Source organism: Pseudomonas sp. IB20 (genome assembly GCF_009707325.1).
Lineage (GTDB): Bacteria > Pseudomonadota > Gammaproteobacteria > Pseudomonadales > Pseudomonadaceae > Aquipseudomonas.
Map to the genome: position 1 here is coordinate 759,802 of NZ_CP046103.1, position 19,000 is coordinate 778,801.

The window sequence follows — 19,000 nt, forward strand, 5'->3', positions numbered from 1 at the left end:
TTTTTGAGCGCACGCCCCCTGGCCTGCTCAGCCCAGGCGCAACAGCATCGCCCCGGCGGCAATGACACATGCGGCAACAATGCGAGCGCGGGTCAGATGCTCTTTCAGCACCCATGCCGAAATCCCCACGCCGAACAGGATCGACGTTTCCCGCAGCGCTGAAACGGTGGCGATGGGGGCAGCGGTCATGGCCCAAAGCGCCAGACCATAAGACGCTATCGTGCCCACACCGCCGACGATGCCCAGGCGCCAGTTACGGCTTACGTAGTCACGGAACACGCCGCGCCGGGCCGCTAAAGCCCATGCGGCAAGCGGAATGCCGGTCAGCAGGAAGATCCACAGTGTATAGGCCACCGGCGCGCCGGACTTGCGCACGCCCAAGCCGTCGATAAGGGTGTAGCTGGCGATCACCCCCGCGTTGATCAGCGCCAGAATCAAGCCTTTTCGCTGTCCTGATAACGGCGCTACAGCCATGCTCAAGATGCCCAGAGAGATCACCGCAATGCCGAGCCAGGCAAATGCCGACAATGGCTCCGCCAACACAAACACACTCACCGTCGCCACCACCAACGGCGCGGTGCCGCGCATGATCGGGTAGGTCTGGCTCATGTCGGCAATGCGGTATGTCGAGGCGACCAGCACGAAATACAGCACTTGGAGAATCACCGACGCGCCGATGAACGGCCAGCTTTCTGGCGCCGGCAGCGCCAGAAACGGGATGGCCGCCAACGCGATCAACGAGGCGAGGGACGCAATCAGGCAGGTGGTCAACAGCTTGTCGACGCCACCTTTGACCACGGCATTCCAGGTGGCGTGGAGCGCGGCGCCCAGCATGATAATGGCGAATACGTGGAGGCTCATGAGGCGTGGCTTGCGCCGTTGATCAGCGCCGTCAGCACATGGTCCGCCCACACGCCATTGATCTTGAGATAGGCCCGCGCCTCACCCTCACGCTCAAACCCTAGCCGTTTGAGCAGACGCGCACTGCGTTCATTTTCAGGCCGGTAGTTGGCCATGATTCGATGCAGTTTCATGTCATCGAACACATGGGCAATCGCGGCTTTCAGCGCTTCGTGCATCAGCCCCTGGCCCTGGGCAGATTCGTCGAGCGCGTAGCCCAAGTGACAGGCTTCAAATGCACCGCGCACGACGTTGGTGAAGTTGCAGACGCCGATGACTGTGCCGTCGTGCAGTATCAGCAGATGCAGCGCTTCGCCGCTGGCGGTTTTCTCGGCCATGGTTTTGAGGCGTTGGGTGATGGCGTCGAGTTCGAAGAAGTCATCGCCGTGCGTGGGTTCCCAGGGTTGAAGGTAAACGCGGTTTCGCAGCAGATACGTTTGCAGAGCGCCAGCGTGAGACGGGCGAGCGGCTTGCAGCGACAGCCGTTCGGTGGTGATGCCGTGGGTGGGGAAGTGGGGGTTCACGTATCGCCTCCTTGTGGATGGGGGCGAGTATGCCTCAGGGCTTTTCTTCAGGCATAAAAAAACGGCCTACCTTTCGGTAAGCCGTTTTTAGTACTTGGTGGCTACACAGGGACTTGAACCCCGGACCCTAGCATTATGAATGCTATGCTCTAACCAACTGAGCTATGTAGCCAAGTGGCGCGCATTATTCGGTGGATGGGGGCGAGTATGCCTCAGGGCTTTTCTTCAGGCATAAAAAAACGGCCTACCTTTCGGTAAGCCGTTTTTAGTACTTGGTGGCTACACAGGGACTTGAACCCCGGACCCTAGCATTATGAATGCTATGCTCTAACCAACTGAGCTATGTAGCCAAGTGGCGCGCATTATTCGCGTAGAACGGGAATGCGTCAAGCATTTATTTTGAATTTTTATCTACGCTTTCAACTGTTTAACCGAAAATGCCGGGTCTGGCGACGAGTGGCTCGGGGATTTTCACGTCTCTGGGCTACACAAAAAACGCCTGTGGGAGCGGGCTTGACTGCGATTGCGGTGGGTCAGCCGATGACGAGGTTGAATGTGCCGCCGTCATCGCAGGCAAGTCGGGCGTGGTTGCGGGTGATCGCAGCAGTCGAGGCGTTGGCTGAGGTGCTGCGGATCAGGGGGAGAGGTAGAGCTGGGTATCTTCAACGCTGAGGTTTTCGTTGACGACGAGGCAGTCGGGCAGTTGGCGATCTAGTTGCCGCGCGTGCGCAGGTGTAATTCGGTTGGGCAGATATCCCTGCCGCCCAACGATTACCCTTTAGAGCGCCTTACGGTTGCGGCGGGTTGTGCGTGACGCGCTTGAGGTGTTCACGCGCCCGTGACAGGCGTGAGCGAACGGTGCCGATAGGGATGTCCAATACGTCGGCTGTGTCCTGGTAGCTGCCGTCGGTTTCCAGCGAGGCGTACAGCGTCTTGCGCATTTCTGCCGGCAGGTGGTCGATGGCCGTCAGGGTTTTTTCTAGCCGGCGGTTGATCTCGAACTCCCAATCCAGGTTGTTGTTTTCCTCCTGGCCATGCCACAGCGATTCATCGAATTCGCAATGCACCGGTTTGGCATACAAGCGCCGAAAATGGTTGCGGACCAGGTTCTGCGCAATGCCGCACATCCAGGTGCTGAGGGTTGCCTGTCCACTGAAACGCTCCCTGTTGCGCCAAGCTTCCAGGTAGGTCAGTTGTAGGATGTCGTCTGCATCTTCGTGGTTGAGCACGCGTTTGTGGATGAAGCGCCGAAGTTTTTTTTGTTGATCGTCTGTCAGGTGAAGCATGAATTGAGGCGAGCTGCCAACGAGGTGGGCTAAAGCTTCAATAGGGATATTCATGATTTTTTCCTCAGGGTAGACGCTATCGAAATGTTTACGATGCGAACCCCTTTTGCACTGGCTGTGCCAAAGGAAAAAAACTCTCAACTTTCTGATTTATATAAATAAATATATTGAAATGAAGCGTTTTTGCGCAGTAATTTGCAAAATGCGCTGATGATTTGTGCCGGTCTTTTCAAAAGTGTCGAAAGTCGAGTTTTGATGGAACCGTATCGGCAGGCCTCGCCACATAGGGACACACTCTTCCCTTCTTGGCATGCTTATGAAAGTCGAATCCCTTCAAGATGCGCCCTCTACCCAGCGCCTGGATCAACCCGCCGCTGCGCCTGTCTCGCCGCCCACCTCAGCGAAAGTCGATGAGCTTGCTCCGTTCTTCGACCAGGAAGTGATTGCCAGCAATCGGGCCTCGCGGTTGATGCCTATACACGTTCGCCTGACCATTCGGCAAGTGGTACTCCTCAACGCGCTTTACCCGATGATTCGGGAGTTGCCGTTGGCCTTGTGGCCCGACAGTCGCGTACGCCAGGGGGCCCTGGACAGCTTTTTGGCGGTGATGGGCGAACTGGACCGCGTCGAGCGCGGCCCCCTGAAGTTTGCCGGTGACCTGGGGACGCTGGCGTGACTGCACTGTCGGCCATCAACAACGTCTTGCTCAAAGTGGCACAGCGTGCCGAAGTGCTGGGCGCGGTGGTGGTCCTGGGCATTGTGTTTATCTTTATCGTCCCGCTGCCGACCTGGCTGGTGGACATCCTGATTGCGGTCAACATTTGCATATCGTGCCTGTTGATCGTGCTGGCGCTTTATTTGCCAGGGCCTTTGGCGTTTTCATCGTTTCCTTCGATTCTGCTGCTGACCACCATGTTTCGTCTGGCGCTGTCGATCGCCACTACACGGCTGATCCTGTTGGAACAGGACGCTGGTGACATCGTAGAGGCGTTCGGTAATTTCGTGGTGGGCGGCAACCTGGCGGTGGGGATGGTGATCTTTATGATCCTGACCTTGGTCAACTTCCTGGTGATCACCAAGGGCTCGGAGCGGGTCGCCGAGGTAGCGGCGCGGTTCAGCCTGGATGCGATGCCGGGCAAACAGATGTCCATCGACAGTGACCTGCGTGCCGGCCTGATCGATGGTATGCAAGCGCGGGACAAACGTGAGCAACTGTCCCGCGAGAGCCAGTTGTTCGGCGCCATGGACGGGGCCATGAAGTTCGTCAAGGGCGACGCCGTCGCCGGTTTGATTATCGTCGTGGTCAACCTGTTGGGTGGTTTCACCACTGGTATGTTTCAACACGACTTGAGCGCTGCCGAGTCGATACGACTGTATTCGGTACTGACCATCGGTGATGGCTTGATTGCGCAGATTCCTGCACTGCTGATCTCCCTGACTGCCGGCATGATCATCACCCGCGTGGCGCCAGATGGGCGCAGGGGTATCACTAACATGGGCGCGGAAATCGCCCGGCAAATGACCAGTGAGCCCAAGAGCTGGATGATTGCATCGGTAGGGATGCTCGCGTTTGCAATAGTGCCCGGCATGCCCACGATGGTTTTTATTCTGCTCTCGGCGGTAACCGGCTCCCTGGGTTATTACTTGATGCGCCAACGTCAGCGAGCGGAAAAGCCCGCTGATGAGGCTGCCGAAGCCGTCCGGCCCGAAGAGAACGGGGAAGAGGACTTGCGCGGGTTCGATCCATCGCGGCCTTACCTGTTGCAGTTTCCCCCCGCCTTGCGCGGGACTCCCGAGGTTACGGATCTTATTCACGGAATCCGCCAGGCACGAAATTCGCTCGTCGCCAATATCGGCCTGACATTGCCACCGTTCGAAGTCGAACTCGATGATTCACTGGCCGCCGATGAAATGCGTTTCTGCGTGCATGAAGTACCGATGGTCAAGGCATCGGTTGTCACCTACCTGGCCGTCGAGCGTAAGGCGCTGACGGTTGAGCCTGAGCACGCAATACGAGGGCTGGCCGAACGTGATGAACAGGACTGGCTCTGGCTGGCACCTGATGACCCTCTGCTTGATGACCCGCAACTGGAGCGCTTTACCGCCACGAGCCTGATCATCGACCGTATGAGACAGGCGATGATGCTCAGCGGACCGCAGTTCCTAGGCATTCAGGAAAGCAAGGCGATCCTCGGTTGGCTTGAGCACAACCAGTCGGAACTGGTGCAGGAGCTGCAACGCATCATGCCGCTCTCGCGGTTTTCAGCGGTGTTGCAACTCTTGGCCAGTGAAGGTGTTCCGCTGCGTGCCGTGCGGCTGATTGTGGAGTCGCTGATCGAGTACGGCCAGCATGAGCGTGAACCCGATGCCCTCGCCGACTATGCACGCATTGCCCTCAAGGCGCAGATCTTCCACCAGTACAGCGAGGAAGATGGCCTGCATGCCTGGTTGCTGTCGCCTCATACCGAGAACATCTTGCGCGAAGCGTTGCGTCAGACCCAGACCGGTGTGTTCTTTGCACTGGATAACGAAAGCAGCGCCGCATTGATCAACCTCCTCAACCAGGCCTTTACCTTGCGCGCCAAGAGCAAGAGCGTGATGTTGGTGGCGCAGGACCTTCGCAGCCCCTTGCGCACCTTGCTGCTGGAAGAGTTCAACCATGTGCCGGTGCTGTCCTTTGCTGAGTTGGGAAGCACGTCCAAGGTGAAAGTATTAGGGCGCTTCGATCTTGGTCAAGATGAGCTGATGCGGGGTGCCGCGGCATGAATCGTCAGCCAGGTTCAACGCACGGGAGGGCTCGATAATGTTTGAGTTACGGGTGCTCAATGGTCTGAACCAGGGCGCTGCATTGCCGCTGTTTGGTGAGCAGTGGAGCATCGGTGCTCACCCTGACGCTGACCTGATGCTGAATGATCCGGGCATTGCCGAGCATCACGCGCGGTTACGACTGATCGACTCAAACTGGTCGGTGCAGGCCGAGGCCGGGCTGCTGCACGGCGATGAAGGACAAGTGCTGGCACAGATCGCGAGCCTGGCACTGAACGTACCGTTCTCAGTCGGAGCTATCCGACTGTGCGTCACCTTGGCCGATCAACCGTGGCCTGAAGTACCCGCTCCAACACCACGGCGACGTTTCCCAGGACGATGTGGAACTGGTGTCGCGCATGCTCAGCCGTTTTGGTGAGCTGTTTGACAGCGCGGTGCCAGTGATCAGCCGCGTACGTGTACGCGACGGAGCCCTGCCGTTCGAGATTGTTCAAATCGTCGGTGGGCCCAATGGCCATGTCGTGCTGGACGAGGGTAGCCGGGTGTTCGTCGGTGATGAAGTGGACGGCTTGCGCCTGGTGCAGATCGACAATAGCAAGGTGGTTTTCGATGGCGCGCAGCGTTACGAGGTGCGTTGGTGAACGAGCAAATGCAGGCGCGTCTTGATGCCTGGCAGGAGCGCCAGACGCAGGCGCTGGCCAACCTGATGCCGGTGACCATGCGCGGGCGCGTCCAACGCGTCAACGGCATGCTGTTGCAGTGCCGATTGCCCAGCGCGCGTATCGGTGACTTGTGCCAGGTTGAAAAGTCTGCCGACGAATACATGCTGGCTGAGATCATCGGTTTCGATCAGCAGGATGCCGTACTCAGTGCCTTGGGCAACCTTGAAGGGATACGCGTGGGTGCCAGTGTGCAGCGCCTGGGGGTGTCGCATCGGGTACGGGTCAGTGATGAGCTGTTGGGCCAGGTGCTGGATGGTTTCGGGCGGCCGATTACCGGCGTTGGCCCAAGCGCCTTCGTCGACACCGACGGCCCGGATGCGAGCATGGTGTTGTGTGAGGCGCCGTTGCCGACCGAGCGGCCGAGGATCAATCGGGCCCTGGCGACCGGCGTGCGCTCGATCGATGGTTTGCTGACGCTTGGCGAGGGCCAGCGTGTGGGCCTGTTTGCCGGTGCAGGTTGTGGCAAGACCACGTTGCTGGCGGAGATTGCCCGTAACGTGGAGTGCGATGTGATTGTGTTTGGTTTGATCGGCGAGCGTGGTCGGGAACTACGGGAGTTTCTCGACCATGAACTGGACGATCAATTGCGGGCCAAGGCTGTGCTGGTGTGTGCGACGTCCGACCGTTCAAGCATGGAGCGCGCCCGTGCAGCGTTCACCGCCACGGCGCTGGCTGAGGGCTATCGGCGTAAGGGTAAACGGGTGCTGCTGCTGATCGACTCCTTGACGCGTTTTGCCCGCGCTCAAAGAGAAATCGGCCTGGCGGCCGGTGAACCCCTGGGCCGCGGCGGCTTGCCGCCATCGGTATACAGCTTGTTGCCGCGGTTGGTGGAACGTGCCGGGTTGACCCGCGACGGCGTTATCACCGCGATCTACACGGTACTCATCGAACAGGACTCGATGAGTGACCCCGTGGCTGACGAGGTTCGCTCGTTGCTCGACGGCCATATTGTGTTGTCCCGCAAGCTGGCAGAGCGCGGTCACTATCCAGCGGTTGATGTGCTGGCCAGCCTTTCGCGGATTTTGAGCAACGTCGCCACGCCTGAGCATATCCAGGCGGGCACGGGGCTGCGCCGCCTACTGTCGGCGTACCAGCAGATCGAGCTGATGCTGAAGCTGGGCGAGTACCAGGCCGGCAGCGATGCGCTGACTGACTTGGCGGTGGACAGCCGTTCTGCAGTGGATGGCTTTTTGCGCCAGGACTTGCGTGAGCCTTCACCGATGGAGACGACCCTGGATCAACTGACGGAGCTGACCGCCTATGTTCCTTTCTGAGTTGGAAACCCTGAGGCGTCTGCGCAAACACCGGGCGGACAGGGCCGAGCGCGCATTGGGTGAGGCTAAAAGGCAGCAACGGGCGTTGCAGTTGCAAGTTGAGCAGGCGCAGCAGGCCCTTGAGCAAACGCGTGTGCAGGAAGCTCAAGAAGGCGTTGGGGCAGCCTGTCGATATCCACATCAAAAGCGCGGGCCCCGCATGATCATGTCCGCTTTGACACCGCCATTGGTTGAGGGCGCAAGGGTTGCGGCGTTGCATCGACTGGGGCGCGGGTTACGCATGCCGTTCCACGTGGGCGATCAAGAGGGGGCATTTGTGCTCGAACCCGGTCGCGCGCCTGAAGGGGTAAGCCCTTTGTGTGTCGAGAGTGCCCTCGGTGTGCTGGCGTTCTCGGAGCCCAATGCGATGTTCAGCCTGATGGGCGAATGCCCGGTAACCCTGGCAGAGGTTGGCAACGACCCGAAGTCCTGGTTCTGGGAGTTGTTCCAGCATCACCTCAGCCCGCAGGTGCGGGCGTTGTTCGGTTATCTGCGCGTGCTGCCGGCGCCTGAAAAGTTGGGCTTTGGTTGCCGTTTTACCGTGATGTTGGGGCCGTCCAAGGTCGCAGGTTACCTGTGGCTGGCCCCGCAAAGCTTGCTGGCGATGTGTGCGGCTGGCGCTTGGCGGTCGACGGCCAGCCCATTACCTGCATCGTTTCCGCTGGCAATAGCCGTGACGTTGGGCCGCTTGAGTTTGCCCATTGCGCAATTGCGTGGCGTACGTGCGGGTGACGTGCTGATGCTTGAACGCGCCTTTTTTGATGTACAGGGCCGTGGTCATTTGAGTATCGGCAGTCAACGGCTGCAAGGGCGTATTGACGATGAGTCCGGTCCGTTATGCCTGAACCTTATTGCGATAGAGGAAGCGTCCATGGACGAAGAGTTTTTAATAGAAGAAGTCCCGGGGCCTGAATTTGATCAACCGGTGGAGGATGTTTTCGGCCGGGAGCTCTTTGATGACTTGAGTATGGCGCTGACAGTGCGCTGTGGTGTCCTGAACCTGACCCTGGGCGAACTGCGCAATCTTGCTCCCGGTGCGGTGTTGGGCATCAGCGGGTATGCCCCGGGCGTGGCCGGCCTGTATTACGGTGAACGGCCTATTGGCCAGGGGCAGTTGGTGGAAGTCGATGGACGTCTTGGCTTGAAATTGTCTCGCGTGGTGTTCTCCCGATGATACTCCAGGGCGTTGACCCGATTGTAATTGCGCTGTTTTTCGCGGCGCTGTCGTTGCTGCCGATGCTGTTGATCATTTGCACGGCGTTCTTGAAGATCGTCATTGTGCTGATGATCACCCGCAACGCCATCGGCGTTCAGCAGGTGCCTCCGAGCATGGCGATCAACGGAATAGCGCTGGCCGCTACCCTGTTTATCATGGCCCCCGTGGGTTACCAGATCGCCGAGAACCTCAAGGGTGCGCCCCTGGACATGAGCAATGTTCAGACGGTTCAAGCGACTGGCCTTGTGGCCATAGAGCCGCTGCGTGCGTTTATGAAACGCAACACTGATCCGGATGTGTTGACCCACATGCATGAAAACAGCGTGCGCTTGTGGCCACCGGAAATGGCGCAAAGCACCCAGCGCGACGACCTGATCCTGTTAATCCCCTCCTTCGTGCTGTCGCAGTTGCAGGCGGGGTTCGAGATCGGCTTCCTGATCTACATCCCGTTCATCGTCATCGATTTGATTGTGTCCAACCTGCTCTTGGCGTTGGGGATGCAAATGGTCTCGCCCGCGACCATTGCCCTGCCGCTCAAATTGCTGCTGTTCGTGATGGTCTCCGGATGGTCGCGGTTGCTCGACAGTCTTTTCCTTTCATACCTTTGAGTAGCCCATGGAACCGATCGTGCTTTTCAAGCAGGGCATGCTGCTGGTGGTGGTGTTGTCGGCACCGCCGCTGATCGTAGCGGTGGTCGTCGGCGTGCTGACGTCCCTGATTCAAGCCCTGATGCAGATACAGGACCAGACGTTGCCCTTTGGCATCAAGCTGGTCGCGGTGGGTATCACACTGATATTGACGGGACGCTGGATCGGCGTGGAGCTGATTCAACTGATCAACCTGATGTTCGACATGATCGCCCGCTCGGCGCTGAACTGAGGGCCTGCACGTGCTGCCTTATCTTGACTATCTGCCAAGCCTGCTGGTGGCCATGGCGAGGATCTACCCCTGTGCCATTCTGGTGCCGGCGTTCTGCTTCCAACATATACGCGGCATGCCTCGGCACGTCATCGTGATGGTCATGGCATTCATTCCGGCGCCAGGTATCCATGCTGTACTGGTGGACCAGGACTACTCCGCGCTGATGATCATCGGCCTGATATTCAAGGAGGCCGCCTTGGGCATTTTGCTGGGTGTCCTGTTGGCTATGCCTTTTTGGATGTTCGAGTCAGTCGGCGCGCTGTTGGATAACCAGCGTGGCGCCCTGGCGGGTGGTCAGCTCAACCCTTCACTGGGGCCGGACGCAACGCCCATCGGGCATCTGTTCAAGCAGTTGGTGATTTACTTGTTGATCGCTGTCCTGGGTTTGAGCGTGCTTACCCAAGTGATCTGGGACAGTTATTTGATCTGGCCGGCCACGGCCTGGGTGCCGCTGCCGGCAGTCAATGGTTTCAGTACGTTCCTTGGCATACTCGGCGATACCTTTACCCACATGATGCTTTACGTTGCGCCCTTTATTGCCGTGTTGTTATTTCTGGAGTTCGGTATCGCACTACTGGGGGTCTACAGTCAGCAATTACAGGTGAGCACGTTGGCACCACCGCTCAAAAGCCTGGCGGGTATCGGTATTCTGTTGTTGTACTTTGCGTTGCTGCAGGACCTGATCGTCGGGCGCTTGAACCTACTGGGTGACCTCAAGCACTCACTCGGAGTGATGTTCCAGGTCTCGACGCCATGAGTGACTCCGGTGAAAAGAAGCACCCGGCGTCTGCCAAGAAACTGCGCGATCAACGCAAAAAAGGCCAGGTTTCCCAAAGCCAGGATGTCAGCAAGTTGCTGGCGCTGACAGCGATCAGCGAGGTTGCTTTGTTCACCGCCGAAACGAGCTTGCAACGCTTTCAGCAACTGATGGTGTTGCCGATGTCGAGCATGGCTCAGCCCTTCACTCGAGCGCTGGAGGAGGTGCTGTTTGAAGGGCTGTTGATGTTTTTCTCGTTCGCCCTGTTGATGGTTGGGATGGCCATTGCCGCGAAGCTGATCAGCAGCTGGATGCAGTTCGGGTTCCTGTTTGCGCCAGAGACCTTGAAGCTGGATTTCAATCGTCTCAACCCTCTCAAGCAGCTCAAGCAGATGTTCTCCGCCCAATCGGTCATGAATCTGTTGATGAGCATTACCAAGGCGGTGCTGTTAGGGGTGATTTTGTACGTGGTCATCAAGCCTTCATTGGGCACATTGATTAACTTGGCCAACAGCGACCTGCAAACCTACATCCTTGCGCTGATCATTCTGTTCCGCCACTTGCTGCATACCTGCCTGGGGCTATTGCTGGTGTTGGCGCTCATTGACCTGACGATGCAAAAGCACTTCTTCGCCAAGCGCATGCGCATGACCCAAGTCGAGGTGGTTAAAGAGTACAAGGATATGGAGGGTGACCCCCATGTGAAGGGGCAGCGCCGCGCGTTGGCGCAGCAATTGGCCCAGGAGGAACCGAAGGTCAAATTGCCCAAGCTGGAGGAAGCCGACATGCTGGTGGTCAACCCGACACACTTTGCTGTCGCCCTGTATTACCGCCCCGGTAAGACGCCGTTGCCGATGTTGGTCAACAAAGGCACGGACGACGGAGCACGTGAATTGATTCGGCAGGCGAAGGCTGCCGAGGTTCCGGTGATTCAGTGTGTATGGCTGGCCCGCACGCTCTACACGAACAAACTGGGAACAAGCATCCCTCGCGAAACCTTGCAGGCGGTGGCGCTGATCTATCGCACATTGCGTGAGCTTGATGATGAAGCCAAGCGCGAAACCCTGGAGTTGCCGGAGCTTGAGCAGCGCTGATCGGTGCCAGGTGTATATCGCAAGCAAGAACGGGTGAGCAGCAATGCTGCTCACCCGTTAGCCCAGGAACACCTGGTGTTGATCGTTGAGAAGTAACCGAAGGTTCAGCGTTCCAGCGAGATCGTTTGGTAGTCCGCCCGTTCACCGGAGGGCTGCCAGGTGTATATCGCAAGCAAGAACGGGTGAGCAGCAATGCTGCTCACCCGTTAGCCCAGGAACACCTGGTGTTGATCGTTGAGAAGTAACCGAAGGTTCAGCGTTCCAGCGAGATCGTTTGGTAGTCCGCCCGTTCACCGGAGGGCCCTGGCTCGACGCGCATCTGCGGTGGCCACCAGATCACCATTTTATCCTTGGTCGCTTGCGGGCGTGAGCAGGAGTCGCCTCTGCAGGTGGGGCTGCAGCCGGCGATGAGCAGCACGGTGCTGATCAGGGTGAGGCACAACAAACGGCGTTTCATGGCTTGGCCTTTTGAGCGGGAGTGATCAAGGAGGGACGGGGCACGCCGATGTGTTCATCCTTCACCACCGGGCGCATGGCGATAAACACCTCGGCTTCTTCACCCGGTTTGAGCCAGGCACGCGGCCACACGGTGACGGCCAAGGTTTGCGAATTGCTGCACTCCTTTTCGTCGATCCGCACCGTGCGCTTGAACTGGTTACGCAGCACTATCACCGCCACATTGAACTGCGGGCCGGCATACCACTGGCTGCGTTCGGTGTTCATTGCCAGTAGATCGCGGGTGTTGCACAAGGTGCCCAGGCCCAGCGGCATGGGGGCCGCCTTGAATGCCAGGGGAACCTCCCCGCTGACGAGATGCGCCAGGGTGCTGGTGATGTCACTGCGTTTGATGACCGGCTCGTGTGCGGCATAACGCCTGGCCAGTGGCTTGAGTGCGGCTTGCAGCTCTGCCTGGTCGTCCTGCGGCAAATAACGTGAAGGGTCAGCTTGGTCACCGATCACGCGTGGCGTCAGGATAAACAGGCGTTCGCGCCGGTTGTTCTTGCGTTCGGTGGAGGAGAACAACGCCTTGCCCAACAGCGGTATATCCCCCAACAGGGGAATCTTGTTGCGCTTGTCGGTGCTTTCGGTGACATGGAACCCACCGATCACCAGCGAGCGCTGTTCCGCCATGACCGCCTGGGTACTGACATTGCCCCGGCGTACATCCGGGCCTTTGCGATCCGGGTTTGACTCGTCGAAGTTTCCGTCTTCGATATCGACCAAAAGGTGAACCTGATGGGTGCCTCGGGTGGTAATCACCCTCGGTACCACCTGTAGGCTGGTACCGACAGTGATGGGCAGGATGCTCGCAACCTCTGTGCCTGCCGTCAGGTATTGGGTGCGGTTGAAATCAATCACTGACGGCTGGTTTTCCAGGGTGAGGACCGACGGGTTGGACACCATGGTTGCCAGGCCACGTTGCTCCAGTGCGCGTATCTTGGCAAAGAAAAGATCACGGTTTGTGATCGACAGCTGCGATGAACTCCCAGGCGATATTCTCGTGTCGCTACTGAAGTGACTGTTGCCCCAGTTGACCCCGAATTCGCGCAATTGGGTGCGCTCTATATCGAGGATGATTGCGTCGATCTCCACCATTTTTCGCGCCACGTCGAGCTGGGCAATCAGCTCGCGGTACATCGCCTGCCGTTCCGGAATGTCATAGATCAATACGGCGTTGTTGCGCACATCGGCTTCGACGCGGATTCTGCCGGCAGACACCGGCGCTCGCGGGGTGAGTGTCGCGCCGGTTTCCAACTGCCCCTGGTTCGCTGTCTGTCCAAGCATTTGCCCCAATAGTGGGTTGTTCAACCGGGGAAAGTTGGGTGTGATGGGAGAGGGCTGTGAGCGGCTTGGTGGCGTGGTCGAAAGGGAGGAGGCGGACCGAGGCTCCAATAACCCACGCAGCATGCTGGTAACGCCTGGGATGGTGATTTTGTCGCCGCGATAATCGATCTGGCGATCCCCTGCGTTGGCGAATTTCAGCGGGTAGCTGAGCACGCTCTGCTTTTCGTCGGGTGTTTTACGCTGGCTGCTGAATTGCTTGATCTGTTCGATGTAGCGCTTGGGGCCAGAGACCAGCACAACTCCATCATCAGGCAGTTCACCCCAGCCGAAACGGCTATCGAGCAAGCCGATATCGAGCAGCGCTCGCTTAAGGTCGGCGACGGTCTCGGCAGAAACTTCCAGGCGCGCGGACTCTTGCAGGTCGAGGGTGCTGATATAGAGGGTGTTGTTGTACAAGTACCACTGGAAACGGTGTTCTACCGCCAGCCTGTCGAGCATTGACTGGGGAGTATTGGCGCGTATCTTGCCATTGACGATCCCGTCCAGGAGGCCGTCCACTTGCAGTTGGGTGCCAAACGTCTGAGCGAAGTCCTCCAGTACATCGCGTAGGGGCTTATGCTCGGCTTCATAGGCATAGGCCGTGTTTTTCCATTCGGAGGGGATAGCGGCGAGGGTGCTGTGCAGCGGCGCCAACAACAAGGGCAGCGCGAGCACACAACGCCAGTGAGCGCGTTTTGCCAGAGCAGCGGGCGAGTTTAAACGCAAGCTGGTGTGCTTGTTGATCTTGCTATACATGACTGGTTCTCTGTTTCAGTGCGGTAGCTTACGTAGGGAAGTGGGCCGGAGTTTGCGCCCAGCCTTTATCAGGCGTGCAGTTACGCTGCGCCAGGTGTTACGTTGGTTGAGAGGTGCCTCAGGGGATTTCAGCGGGTGTTCGAGATTATAGATTTTATATGCTAATTTTTAAGTAGGAACTTGCGCGGATGGTGTAGGAAAAGTTAGATGGTTTTAGGGTTTATCTTTCCCAGGTTTTAATGCGGATATGCTTGTAGGGTTAATAAGAAAAGTCTTAAAGAATGAGATGTTTGGATATAAAAAGTACTGTTTTTTCTTAAGCAGTCGCCCACAAAAAAGCCGATGCAATGCATCGGCTTTTTGTTTGCGGTGAAACCGCGGGCGTTACTTACACGTTAAAACGGAAGTGCATCACGTCGCCATCTTTAACGATGTATTCCTTGCCTTCCAAGCGCCACTTACCGGCTTCCTTGGTACCGGCTTCACCCTTGTACTGGATGAAGTCGTTGTAGGCGATGACTTCGGCGCGGATAAAGCCTTTTTCGAAGTCGGTGTGGATCACGCCGGCAGCCTGTGGCGCGGTGGCGCCGACTTTGACGGTCCAGGCGCGGACTTCTTCGACACCGGCGGTGAAGTAGGTCTGCAGGTGCAGCATTTCGTAGCCGGCGCGGATCACGCGGTTCAAGCCAGGCTCTTCCAGGCCCAGGGCCTCGAGGAACATGTCTTTCTCTTCGCCGTCATCGAGCTCGGCAATTTCCGCTTCGATCTTGTTGCACACCGGCACCACGATCGCGCCTTCTTCCTCGGCGATGGCCCTGACCACGTCGAGCAATGGGTTGTTCTCGAAGCCGTCTTCAGCGACGTTGGCGATGTACATCACCGGCTTGGTGGTCAGCAGGTGGAAGCCCTTGATCACCGCTTTTTCGTCAGCGTTCATGCTCTTCATCAGGCTGCGCGCGGGCTTGCCTAAGGTGAAGTGAGCGATCAACTGCTCCAGCAGGCCTTTCTGAACCACTGCATCTTTGTCACCGCCTTTGGCGTTACGCGCGACTTTCTGCAACTGCTTTTCGCAGCTGTCGAGGTCGGCGAAGATCAGTTCCAGGTCGATGATCTCGATGTCGCGTTTCGGGTCGACGCTGTTGGAGACGTGAATCACGTTCTCGTCTTCAAAGCAGCGGACCACGTGAGCGATGGCATCGGTTTCACGGATGTTGGCCAGGAACTTGTTGCCCAGGCCTTCACCTTTCGACGCGCCGGCTACCAGGCCTGCGATGTCGACGAATTCCATGGTGGTCGGCAGGATGCGCTTGGGATTGACGATGGCCGCCAGTTCCTGCAGGCGCGGGTCCGGCATGGCCACGATGCCGCTGTTGGGTTCGATGGTGCAGAAGGGGAAGTTCTCCGCCGCAATACCGGACTTGGTCAAGGCGTTGAACAGGGTGGATTTGCCGACGTTGGGCAGGCCGACGATGCCGCAATTGAATCCCATGGTGTTTCCCCTCGGTAAGAGTCAGGCCTTCTGGCTGTGCAGGTTTTTCATCGCACGGTTCCATTCACCGGCGAAGATATCCGGCAGCACGCCGAGGGCAAAGTCGATGCTGGCATCGAGTTTTTCCTGTTCGGCGCGTGGCGCACGACCCAGGACGAAATTTGAAACCATACTGGCAACGCCTGGGTGGCCAATGCCGAGCCGCAGGCGGTAAAAATTATTCTGATTACCCAACTGCGCGATGATGTCGCGCAGGCCATTGTGCCCGCCATGCCCGCCGCCGAGCTTGAGCTTGGCAACGCCGGGTGGCAGGTCCAGTTCGTCATGGGCCACCAGGATTTCTTCGGGTTTGATCCGGAAGAAGCCCGCAAGCGCCGCGACAGCCTGGCCGCTGCGGTTCATGTAGGTGGTGGGAATCAGCAGACGAACATCCTGACCCTGATGCGAAAAGCGCCCGGTCAGGCCAAAATACTTGCGATCGGCCACCAGGTTTACACCTTGGGCGTGGGCGATACGCTCAACAAAAAGGGCCCCCGCGTTATGCCGGGTCTGTTCGTATTCGGCGCCTGGATTTCCCAGGCCAACGATCAGTTTAATGGCAGTCACGACAGGGGCCCTTCCTTTGGAGTTGTGGATAACATCGCCGCGACCAACGTGCGGCGAAAGTGGACAACAAAAGATCATTTACTCAAGAGTAAACGCCGCGTTATCGCCCGCTTTCTCGCTACGTTTCGGTCCGCGATGTTTCCTCAAGCTCCGGCAGTACAGAGTGAATTACTCTGCAGCGCCTTCTTCAGCTTCTGGTGCAACGCGTGGAGCGTGAACGTTTGCAACAGCTTTGTCATCACCGTGAGCCAGTGCGACAAACTCAACGCCTTTAGGGGCTTTGAGGTCGGACAGGTGGATGATGTCGCCGATTTCAGCAGCCGACAGGTCGACTTCGATGAACTCAGGCAGGTCTTTCGGCAGGCAGGTCACTTCGATCTCGGCAACAACGTGCGAGATTTCGCCGCCTTTCTTGACCGGAGCAGCTTCGCCAACGAAGTGCACAGGCACGATAGCGGTCAGTTTCTGACCGGCTACTACGCGAACGAAGTCAGCGTGCAGCACGTGGCCTTTAGCTGGGTGACGTTGCAGTGCCTTGATGATGACGTTCTGCTTGGAGCCACCAACGTTCAGCTCGATGATGTGGCTGTAAGCCGCGTCGTTTTCGAGCAGTTTGGCAACTTCTTTAGCCAGCATGCTGATGGATTCAGGGGCTTTTTCGCCACCGTAAACTACAGCTGGAACCAGGCTTGCGAGACGACGCAGGCGGCGGCTCGCACCTTTCCCCAGGTCGGAACGCAGTTCAGCATTCAAAGTAAATTCGTTCATGTTGTATCTCCAAAATAACCACATTCGCCCCAGCGTTTGCGACCAGCGCTAAAGGCGATATGGGCAAAAAAGCCCCGCCCCAACAGTAGGTTGGGGCGGGGCGCTTTTCGTCAGTGGGATGTTTCGTAAGGTTTGACCCTTAACGGAACATCGCGCTGATCGATTCTTCGTTGCTGATGCGGCGAACCGCTTCGGCAACTACCGGTGCGATATCCAGTTGACGGATACGCGAACAGGCTTGAGCTGCTGCGGACAACGGGATGGTGTTAGTCACCACCAGTTCGTCCAGCATGGAGTTCTCGATGTTCTCGATCGCTCGGCCCGACAGCACAGGGTGTGTGCAGTAGGCGAAGACTTTTGCTGCACCGTGCTCTTTCAAGGCTTTAGCCGCGTGGCACAGGGTGCCGGCGGTGTCGACCATGTCATCAACCAGAATACAGGTACGCCCTTCGACATCACCGATGATATGCATCACTTCAGAGTGATTAGCTTTTTCACGGCGTTTGTCGATGATCCCGAGGTCCACGCCCAGGGATTTGGCAACAGCCCGTGCACGCACGACGCCACCAATGTCCGGGGACACGATCATCAGGTTTTCAAAGCGCTGGTCTTCAATGTCATCCACCAATACTGGGGAGCCGTAGATGTTATCTACCGGAATATCGAAGAACCCTTGGATTTGGTCAGCGTGCAGGTCAACCGTGAGAACACGGTCAATGCCTACCACGGTGAGCATGTCAGCCACGACTTTCGCGCTGATAGCTACACGTGCAGAACGCGGACGGCGATCCTGACGGGCATAACCAAAGTAGGGGATTACAGCTGTGATTCGAGTCGCTGAGGAGCGGCGGAAGGCATCAGCCATCACGACGAGTTCCATCAGGTTATCGTTGGTCGGAGCGCAAGTCGGCTGAATAATGAAAACGTCTTTACCGCGGACATTTTCATTGATCTCGGCTGTAATTTCGCCGTCGGAGAATTTACCGACAGAGATGTCACCGAGAGGGATATGCAGCTGACGTACGACACGTCGAGCCAGATCGGGGTTGGCGTTCCCCGTAAAGACCATCATCTTGGACACGCGCAGTACCTAGAGGCTGAGGGTAACCTGGATGAGTATTAGAAAATGGCAGGGGCGGCTGGATTCGAACCAACGCATGGCAGGATCAAAACCTGCTGCCTTACCGCTTGGCGACGCCCCTGTATTTGTTGCAACGAGTACCCAGTACTCGGTTCCTTTTAGAGCAGACTCTGCAGCTTGCGATGCAACATCGAAACGTTGCTTCCCTTTGCTACAAACCCTGTAAGGGTCTCTGTAAGAAGGGCCGAGACTTTATCAGCTTCAGCTTTGCTTGGGAAGCCCCCAAACACACAACTTCCAGTTCCGGTTAATTTTGCTTCGGTAAATTTACCTAACAAATTCAAAGCGTTACGTACCTCTGGATAACGCCTTGCTACAACCGGTAAGCAGTCATTTCGACTGTTTCCCTTGGGAACGGGGCGCACTTTAATGGGAGGAGAGTTACGTGTCAACAGTGGATCTGAAAAAATTTCTGCTGTACTTACAGATACTTGCGGAACAAGCACGACATACCACGGCTCTTCGGGGTATTCCGGGGTGAGTTTCTCGCCCACGCCCTCGGCAAAAGCTGCATGCCCACGCACGAAAACCGGGACGTCGGCGCCCAGTGTCAGGCCCAGTGTGGCCAGGCGATCGTGGTCCCAACCCAGCTGCCACAAATGGTTCAGGCCGAGCAGCGTGGTCGCGGCATTTGAGCTGCCGCCACCGATGCCGCCACCCATGGGCAGGATTTTATCGATCCAGATGTCGATGCCGAGCGGGCAACCGGATTGCGCCTGAAGTTTTTTTGCGGCCCTCACAATCAGATTGCTGTCGTGGGGCACGCCTTCGAATTCGGTGTGCAACTGGATCACGCCATCATCGCGTACGGCGAAGGTCAGTTCATCGCCGTAGTCGAGAAATTGAAACAGTGTCTGCAACTCGTGATAGCCGTCTTCACGGCGACCCAGGATGTGCAGCATCAGATTGAGTTTGGC

Annotated in this window: 18 protein-coding genes, 3 tRNA genes and 2 pseudogenes; 10 read left to right on the top strand and 13 right to left on the bottom strand. The window is 57.6% G+C overall.

Features of this window, described 5'->3' with window-relative positions:
• Positions 1–27: 27 nt before the first annotated feature.
• The 5 genes from GJU48_RS03375 to GJU48_RS03395 form a co-directional block, all read right to left on the bottom strand.
• The gene (locus tag GJU48_RS03375; protein WP_094948871.1) at positions 28–861 is read right to left on the bottom strand and encodes an EamA family transporter; all 834 of its coding nucleotides are present in this window, start codon (positions 859–861) and stop codon (positions 28–30) included.
• Positions 858–1,424, bottom strand: a complete 567-nt coding sequence (locus GJU48_RS03380) for a GNAT family N-acetyltransferase (protein ID WP_094948872.1) — start codon at positions 1,422–1,424, stop codon at positions 858–860. The genes GJU48_RS03375 and GJU48_RS03380 overlap by 4 nt, the downstream gene beginning before the upstream one ends.
• A 95-nt stretch (positions 1,425–1,519) precedes the next feature.
• A tRNA-Met gene (locus GJU48_RS03385) sits at positions 1,520–1,596 on the bottom strand.
• A gap of 101 nt (positions 1,597–1,697) precedes the next feature.
• Positions 1,698–1,774: transfer RNA gene (locus GJU48_RS03390), tRNA-Met, on the bottom strand.
• Between the two features lie 438 nt (positions 1,775–2,212).
• Positions 2,213–2,764, bottom strand: a complete 552-nt coding sequence (locus GJU48_RS03395; RefSeq protein WP_094948873.1) for an RNA polymerase sigma factor — start codon at positions 2,762–2,764, stop codon at positions 2,213–2,215.
• A 262-nt stretch (positions 2,765–3,026) separates the two neighbouring features.
• Between GJU48_RS03395 and GJU48_RS25450 the strand changes: the two genes are divergently transcribed.
• From GJU48_RS25450 to sctU, 10 genes and pseudogenes are all read left to right on the top strand, one after another.
• Positions 3,027–3,386 (top strand): TyeA family type III secretion system gatekeeper subunit, encoded by a 360-nt coding sequence (locus tag GJU48_RS25450; protein ID WP_306109970.1) that lies wholly within the window; start codon positions 3,027–3,029, stop codon positions 3,384–3,386.
• Entirely contained in the window at positions 3,383–5,476 is a 2,094-nt protein-coding gene (gene sctV / locus GJU48_RS03405) for a type III secretion system export apparatus subunit SctV (protein WP_094948875.1), read from the top strand. The genes GJU48_RS25450 and sctV overlap by 4 nt, the downstream gene beginning before the upstream one ends.
• Positions 5,477–5,513: 37 nt before the next feature.
• Positions 5,514–6,117 (top strand): annotated as a pseudogene (locus tag GJU48_RS03410) (FHA domain-containing protein).
• An 8-nt stretch (positions 6,118–6,125) separates the two neighbouring features.
• Positions 6,126–7,472, top strand: coding sequence for a FliI/YscN family ATPase (locus GJU48_RS03415; RefSeq protein ID WP_218193652.1), 1,347 nt, complete (start codon positions 6,126–6,128; stop codon positions 7,470–7,472).
• Positions 7,459–7,627 (top strand): annotated as a pseudogene (locus GJU48_RS25045) (type III secretion system stalk subunit SctO); the annotation flags it as partial. The gene GJU48_RS03415 and the pseudogene GJU48_RS25045, both read left to right, overlap by 14 nt.
• A 44-nt stretch (positions 7,628–7,671) precedes the next feature.
• Entirely contained in the window at positions 7,672–8,685 is a 1,014-nt protein-coding gene (locus GJU48_RS03420) for a FliM/FliN family flagellar motor switch protein (protein WP_094948880.1), read from the top strand.
• Positions 8,682–9,335 carry a type III secretion system export apparatus subunit SctR gene (gene sctR, locus GJU48_RS03425; RefSeq protein WP_094948881.1) on the top strand — a complete coding sequence of 218 codons (654 nt, stop codon included), beginning with the start codon at positions 8,682–8,684 and terminating at the stop codon, positions 9,333–9,335. Before GJU48_RS03420 ends, sctR begins: the two co-directional genes overlap by 4 nt.
• 7 nt (positions 9,336–9,342) lie before the next feature.
• On the top strand, positions 9,343–9,606 hold the full coding sequence (gene sctS, locus GJU48_RS03430; protein ID WP_094948882.1) for a type III secretion system export apparatus subunit SctS: 264 nt from the start codon (positions 9,343–9,345) through the stop codon (positions 9,604–9,606).
• A gap of 10 nt (positions 9,607–9,616) precedes the next feature.
• Positions 9,617–10,405 (top strand): type III secretion system export apparatus subunit SctT, encoded by a 789-nt coding sequence (gene sctT / locus GJU48_RS03435; RefSeq protein ID WP_094948883.1) that lies wholly within the window; start codon positions 9,617–9,619, stop codon positions 10,403–10,405.
• Positions 10,402–11,499 carry a type III secretion system export apparatus subunit SctU gene (gene sctU / locus GJU48_RS03440; RefSeq protein ID WP_094948884.1) on the top strand — a complete coding sequence of 366 codons (1,098 nt, stop codon included), beginning with the start codon at positions 10,402–10,404 and terminating at the stop codon, positions 11,497–11,499. Before sctT ends, sctU begins: the two co-directional genes overlap by 4 nt.
• A 253-nt stretch (positions 11,500–11,752) precedes the next feature.
• Here the strand turns inward: sctU and hrpT are convergent, their stop codons facing one another.
• From hrpT to ispE, 8 genes are all read right to left on the bottom strand, one after another.
• Positions 11,753–11,956, bottom strand: coding sequence for an HrpT family type III secretion system protein (hrpT, locus tag GJU48_RS03445; RefSeq protein ID WP_094948885.1), 204 nt, complete (start codon positions 11,954–11,956; stop codon positions 11,753–11,755).
• Entirely contained in the window at positions 11,953–14,079 is a 2,127-nt protein-coding gene (sctC, locus tag GJU48_RS03450; RefSeq protein ID WP_094948886.1) for a type III secretion system outer membrane ring subunit SctC, read from the bottom strand. The genes hrpT and sctC overlap by 4 nt, the downstream gene beginning before the upstream one ends.
• Before the next feature lie 388 nt (positions 14,080–14,467).
• Entirely contained in the window at positions 14,468–15,568 is a 1,101-nt protein-coding gene (gene ychF, locus GJU48_RS03455; RefSeq protein WP_094948893.1) for a redox-regulated ATPase YchF, read from the bottom strand.
• Between the two features lie 21 nt (positions 15,569–15,589).
• Complete coding sequence (gene pth / locus GJU48_RS03460) at positions 15,590–16,174, bottom strand: aminoacyl-tRNA hydrolase (RefSeq protein ID WP_010213318.1); 585 nt, start codon at positions 16,172–16,174, stop codon at positions 15,590–15,592.
• 168 nt (positions 16,175–16,342) lie between these two features.
• Complete coding sequence (locus GJU48_RS03465; protein WP_094948894.1) at positions 16,343–16,942, bottom strand: 50S ribosomal protein L25/general stress protein Ctc; 600 nt, start codon at positions 16,940–16,942, stop codon at positions 16,343–16,345.
• Between the two features lie 139 nt (positions 16,943–17,081).
• On the bottom strand, positions 17,082–18,023 hold the full coding sequence (locus GJU48_RS03470) for a ribose-phosphate pyrophosphokinase (RefSeq protein WP_003208392.1): 942 nt from the start codon (positions 18,021–18,023) through the stop codon (positions 17,082–17,084).
• A 46-nt stretch (positions 18,024–18,069) separates the two neighbouring features.
• A tRNA-Gln gene (locus GJU48_RS03475) sits at positions 18,070–18,144 on the bottom strand.
• Between the two features lie 37 nt (positions 18,145–18,181).
• Complete coding sequence (ispE, locus tag GJU48_RS03480; protein ID WP_094948979.1) at positions 18,182–18,985, bottom strand: 4-(cytidine 5'-diphospho)-2-C-methyl-D-erythritol kinase; 804 nt, start codon at positions 18,983–18,985, stop codon at positions 18,182–18,184.
• Positions 18,986–19,000: the final 15 nt, after the last annotated feature.

Bases quoted from the DNA above. Each gene is read 5' to 3' on its own strand.
- GJU48_RS03375 (WP_094948871.1), bottom strand. From the start codon at position 861: ATGAGCCTCCACGTATTCGCCATTATCATGCTGGGCGCCGCGCTCCAC.
- GJU48_RS03395 (WP_094948873.1), bottom strand. From the start codon at position 2,764: ATGAATATCCCTATTGAAGCTTTAGCCCACCTCGTTGGCAGCTCGCCT.
- GJU48_RS25450 (WP_306109970.1), top strand. From the start codon at position 3,027: ATGAAAGTCGAATCCCTTCAAGATGCGCCCTCTACCCAGCGCCTGGAT.
- GJU48_RS03415 (WP_218193652.1), top strand. From the start codon at position 6,126: ATGCAGGCGCGTCTTGATGCCTGGCAGGAGCGCCAGACGCAGGCGCTG.
- GJU48_RS03420 (WP_094948880.1), top strand. From the start codon at position 7,672: ATGATCATGTCCGCTTTGACACCGCCATTGGTTGAGGGCGCAAGGGTT.
- sctR (WP_094948881.1), top strand. From the start codon at position 8,682: ATGATACTCCAGGGCGTTGACCCGATTGTAATTGCGCTGTTTTTCGCG.
- sctS (WP_094948882.1), top strand. From the start codon at position 9,343: ATGGAACCGATCGTGCTTTTCAAGCAGGGCATGCTGCTGGTGGTGGTG.
- sctU (WP_094948884.1), top strand. From the start codon at position 10,402: ATGAGTGACTCCGGTGAAAAGAAGCACCCGGCGTCTGCCAAGAAACTG.
- hrpT (WP_094948885.1), bottom strand. From the start codon at position 11,956: ATGAAACGCCGTTTGTTGTGCCTCACCCTGATCAGCACCGTGCTGCTC.
- sctC (WP_094948886.1), bottom strand. From the start codon at position 14,079: ATGTATAGCAAGATCAACAAGCACACCAGCTTGCGTTTAAACTCGCCC.
- ychF (WP_094948893.1), bottom strand. From the start codon at position 15,568: ATGGGATTCAATTGCGGCATCGTCGGCCTGCCCAACGTCGGCAAATCC.
- GJU48_RS03465 (WP_094948894.1), bottom strand. From the start codon at position 16,942: ATGAACGAATTTACTTTGAATGCTGAACTGCGTTCCGACCTGGGGAAA.
- ispE (WP_094948979.1), bottom strand. From the start codon at position 18,985: ATGCTGCACATCCTGGGTCGCCGTGAAGACGGCTATCACGAGTTGCAG.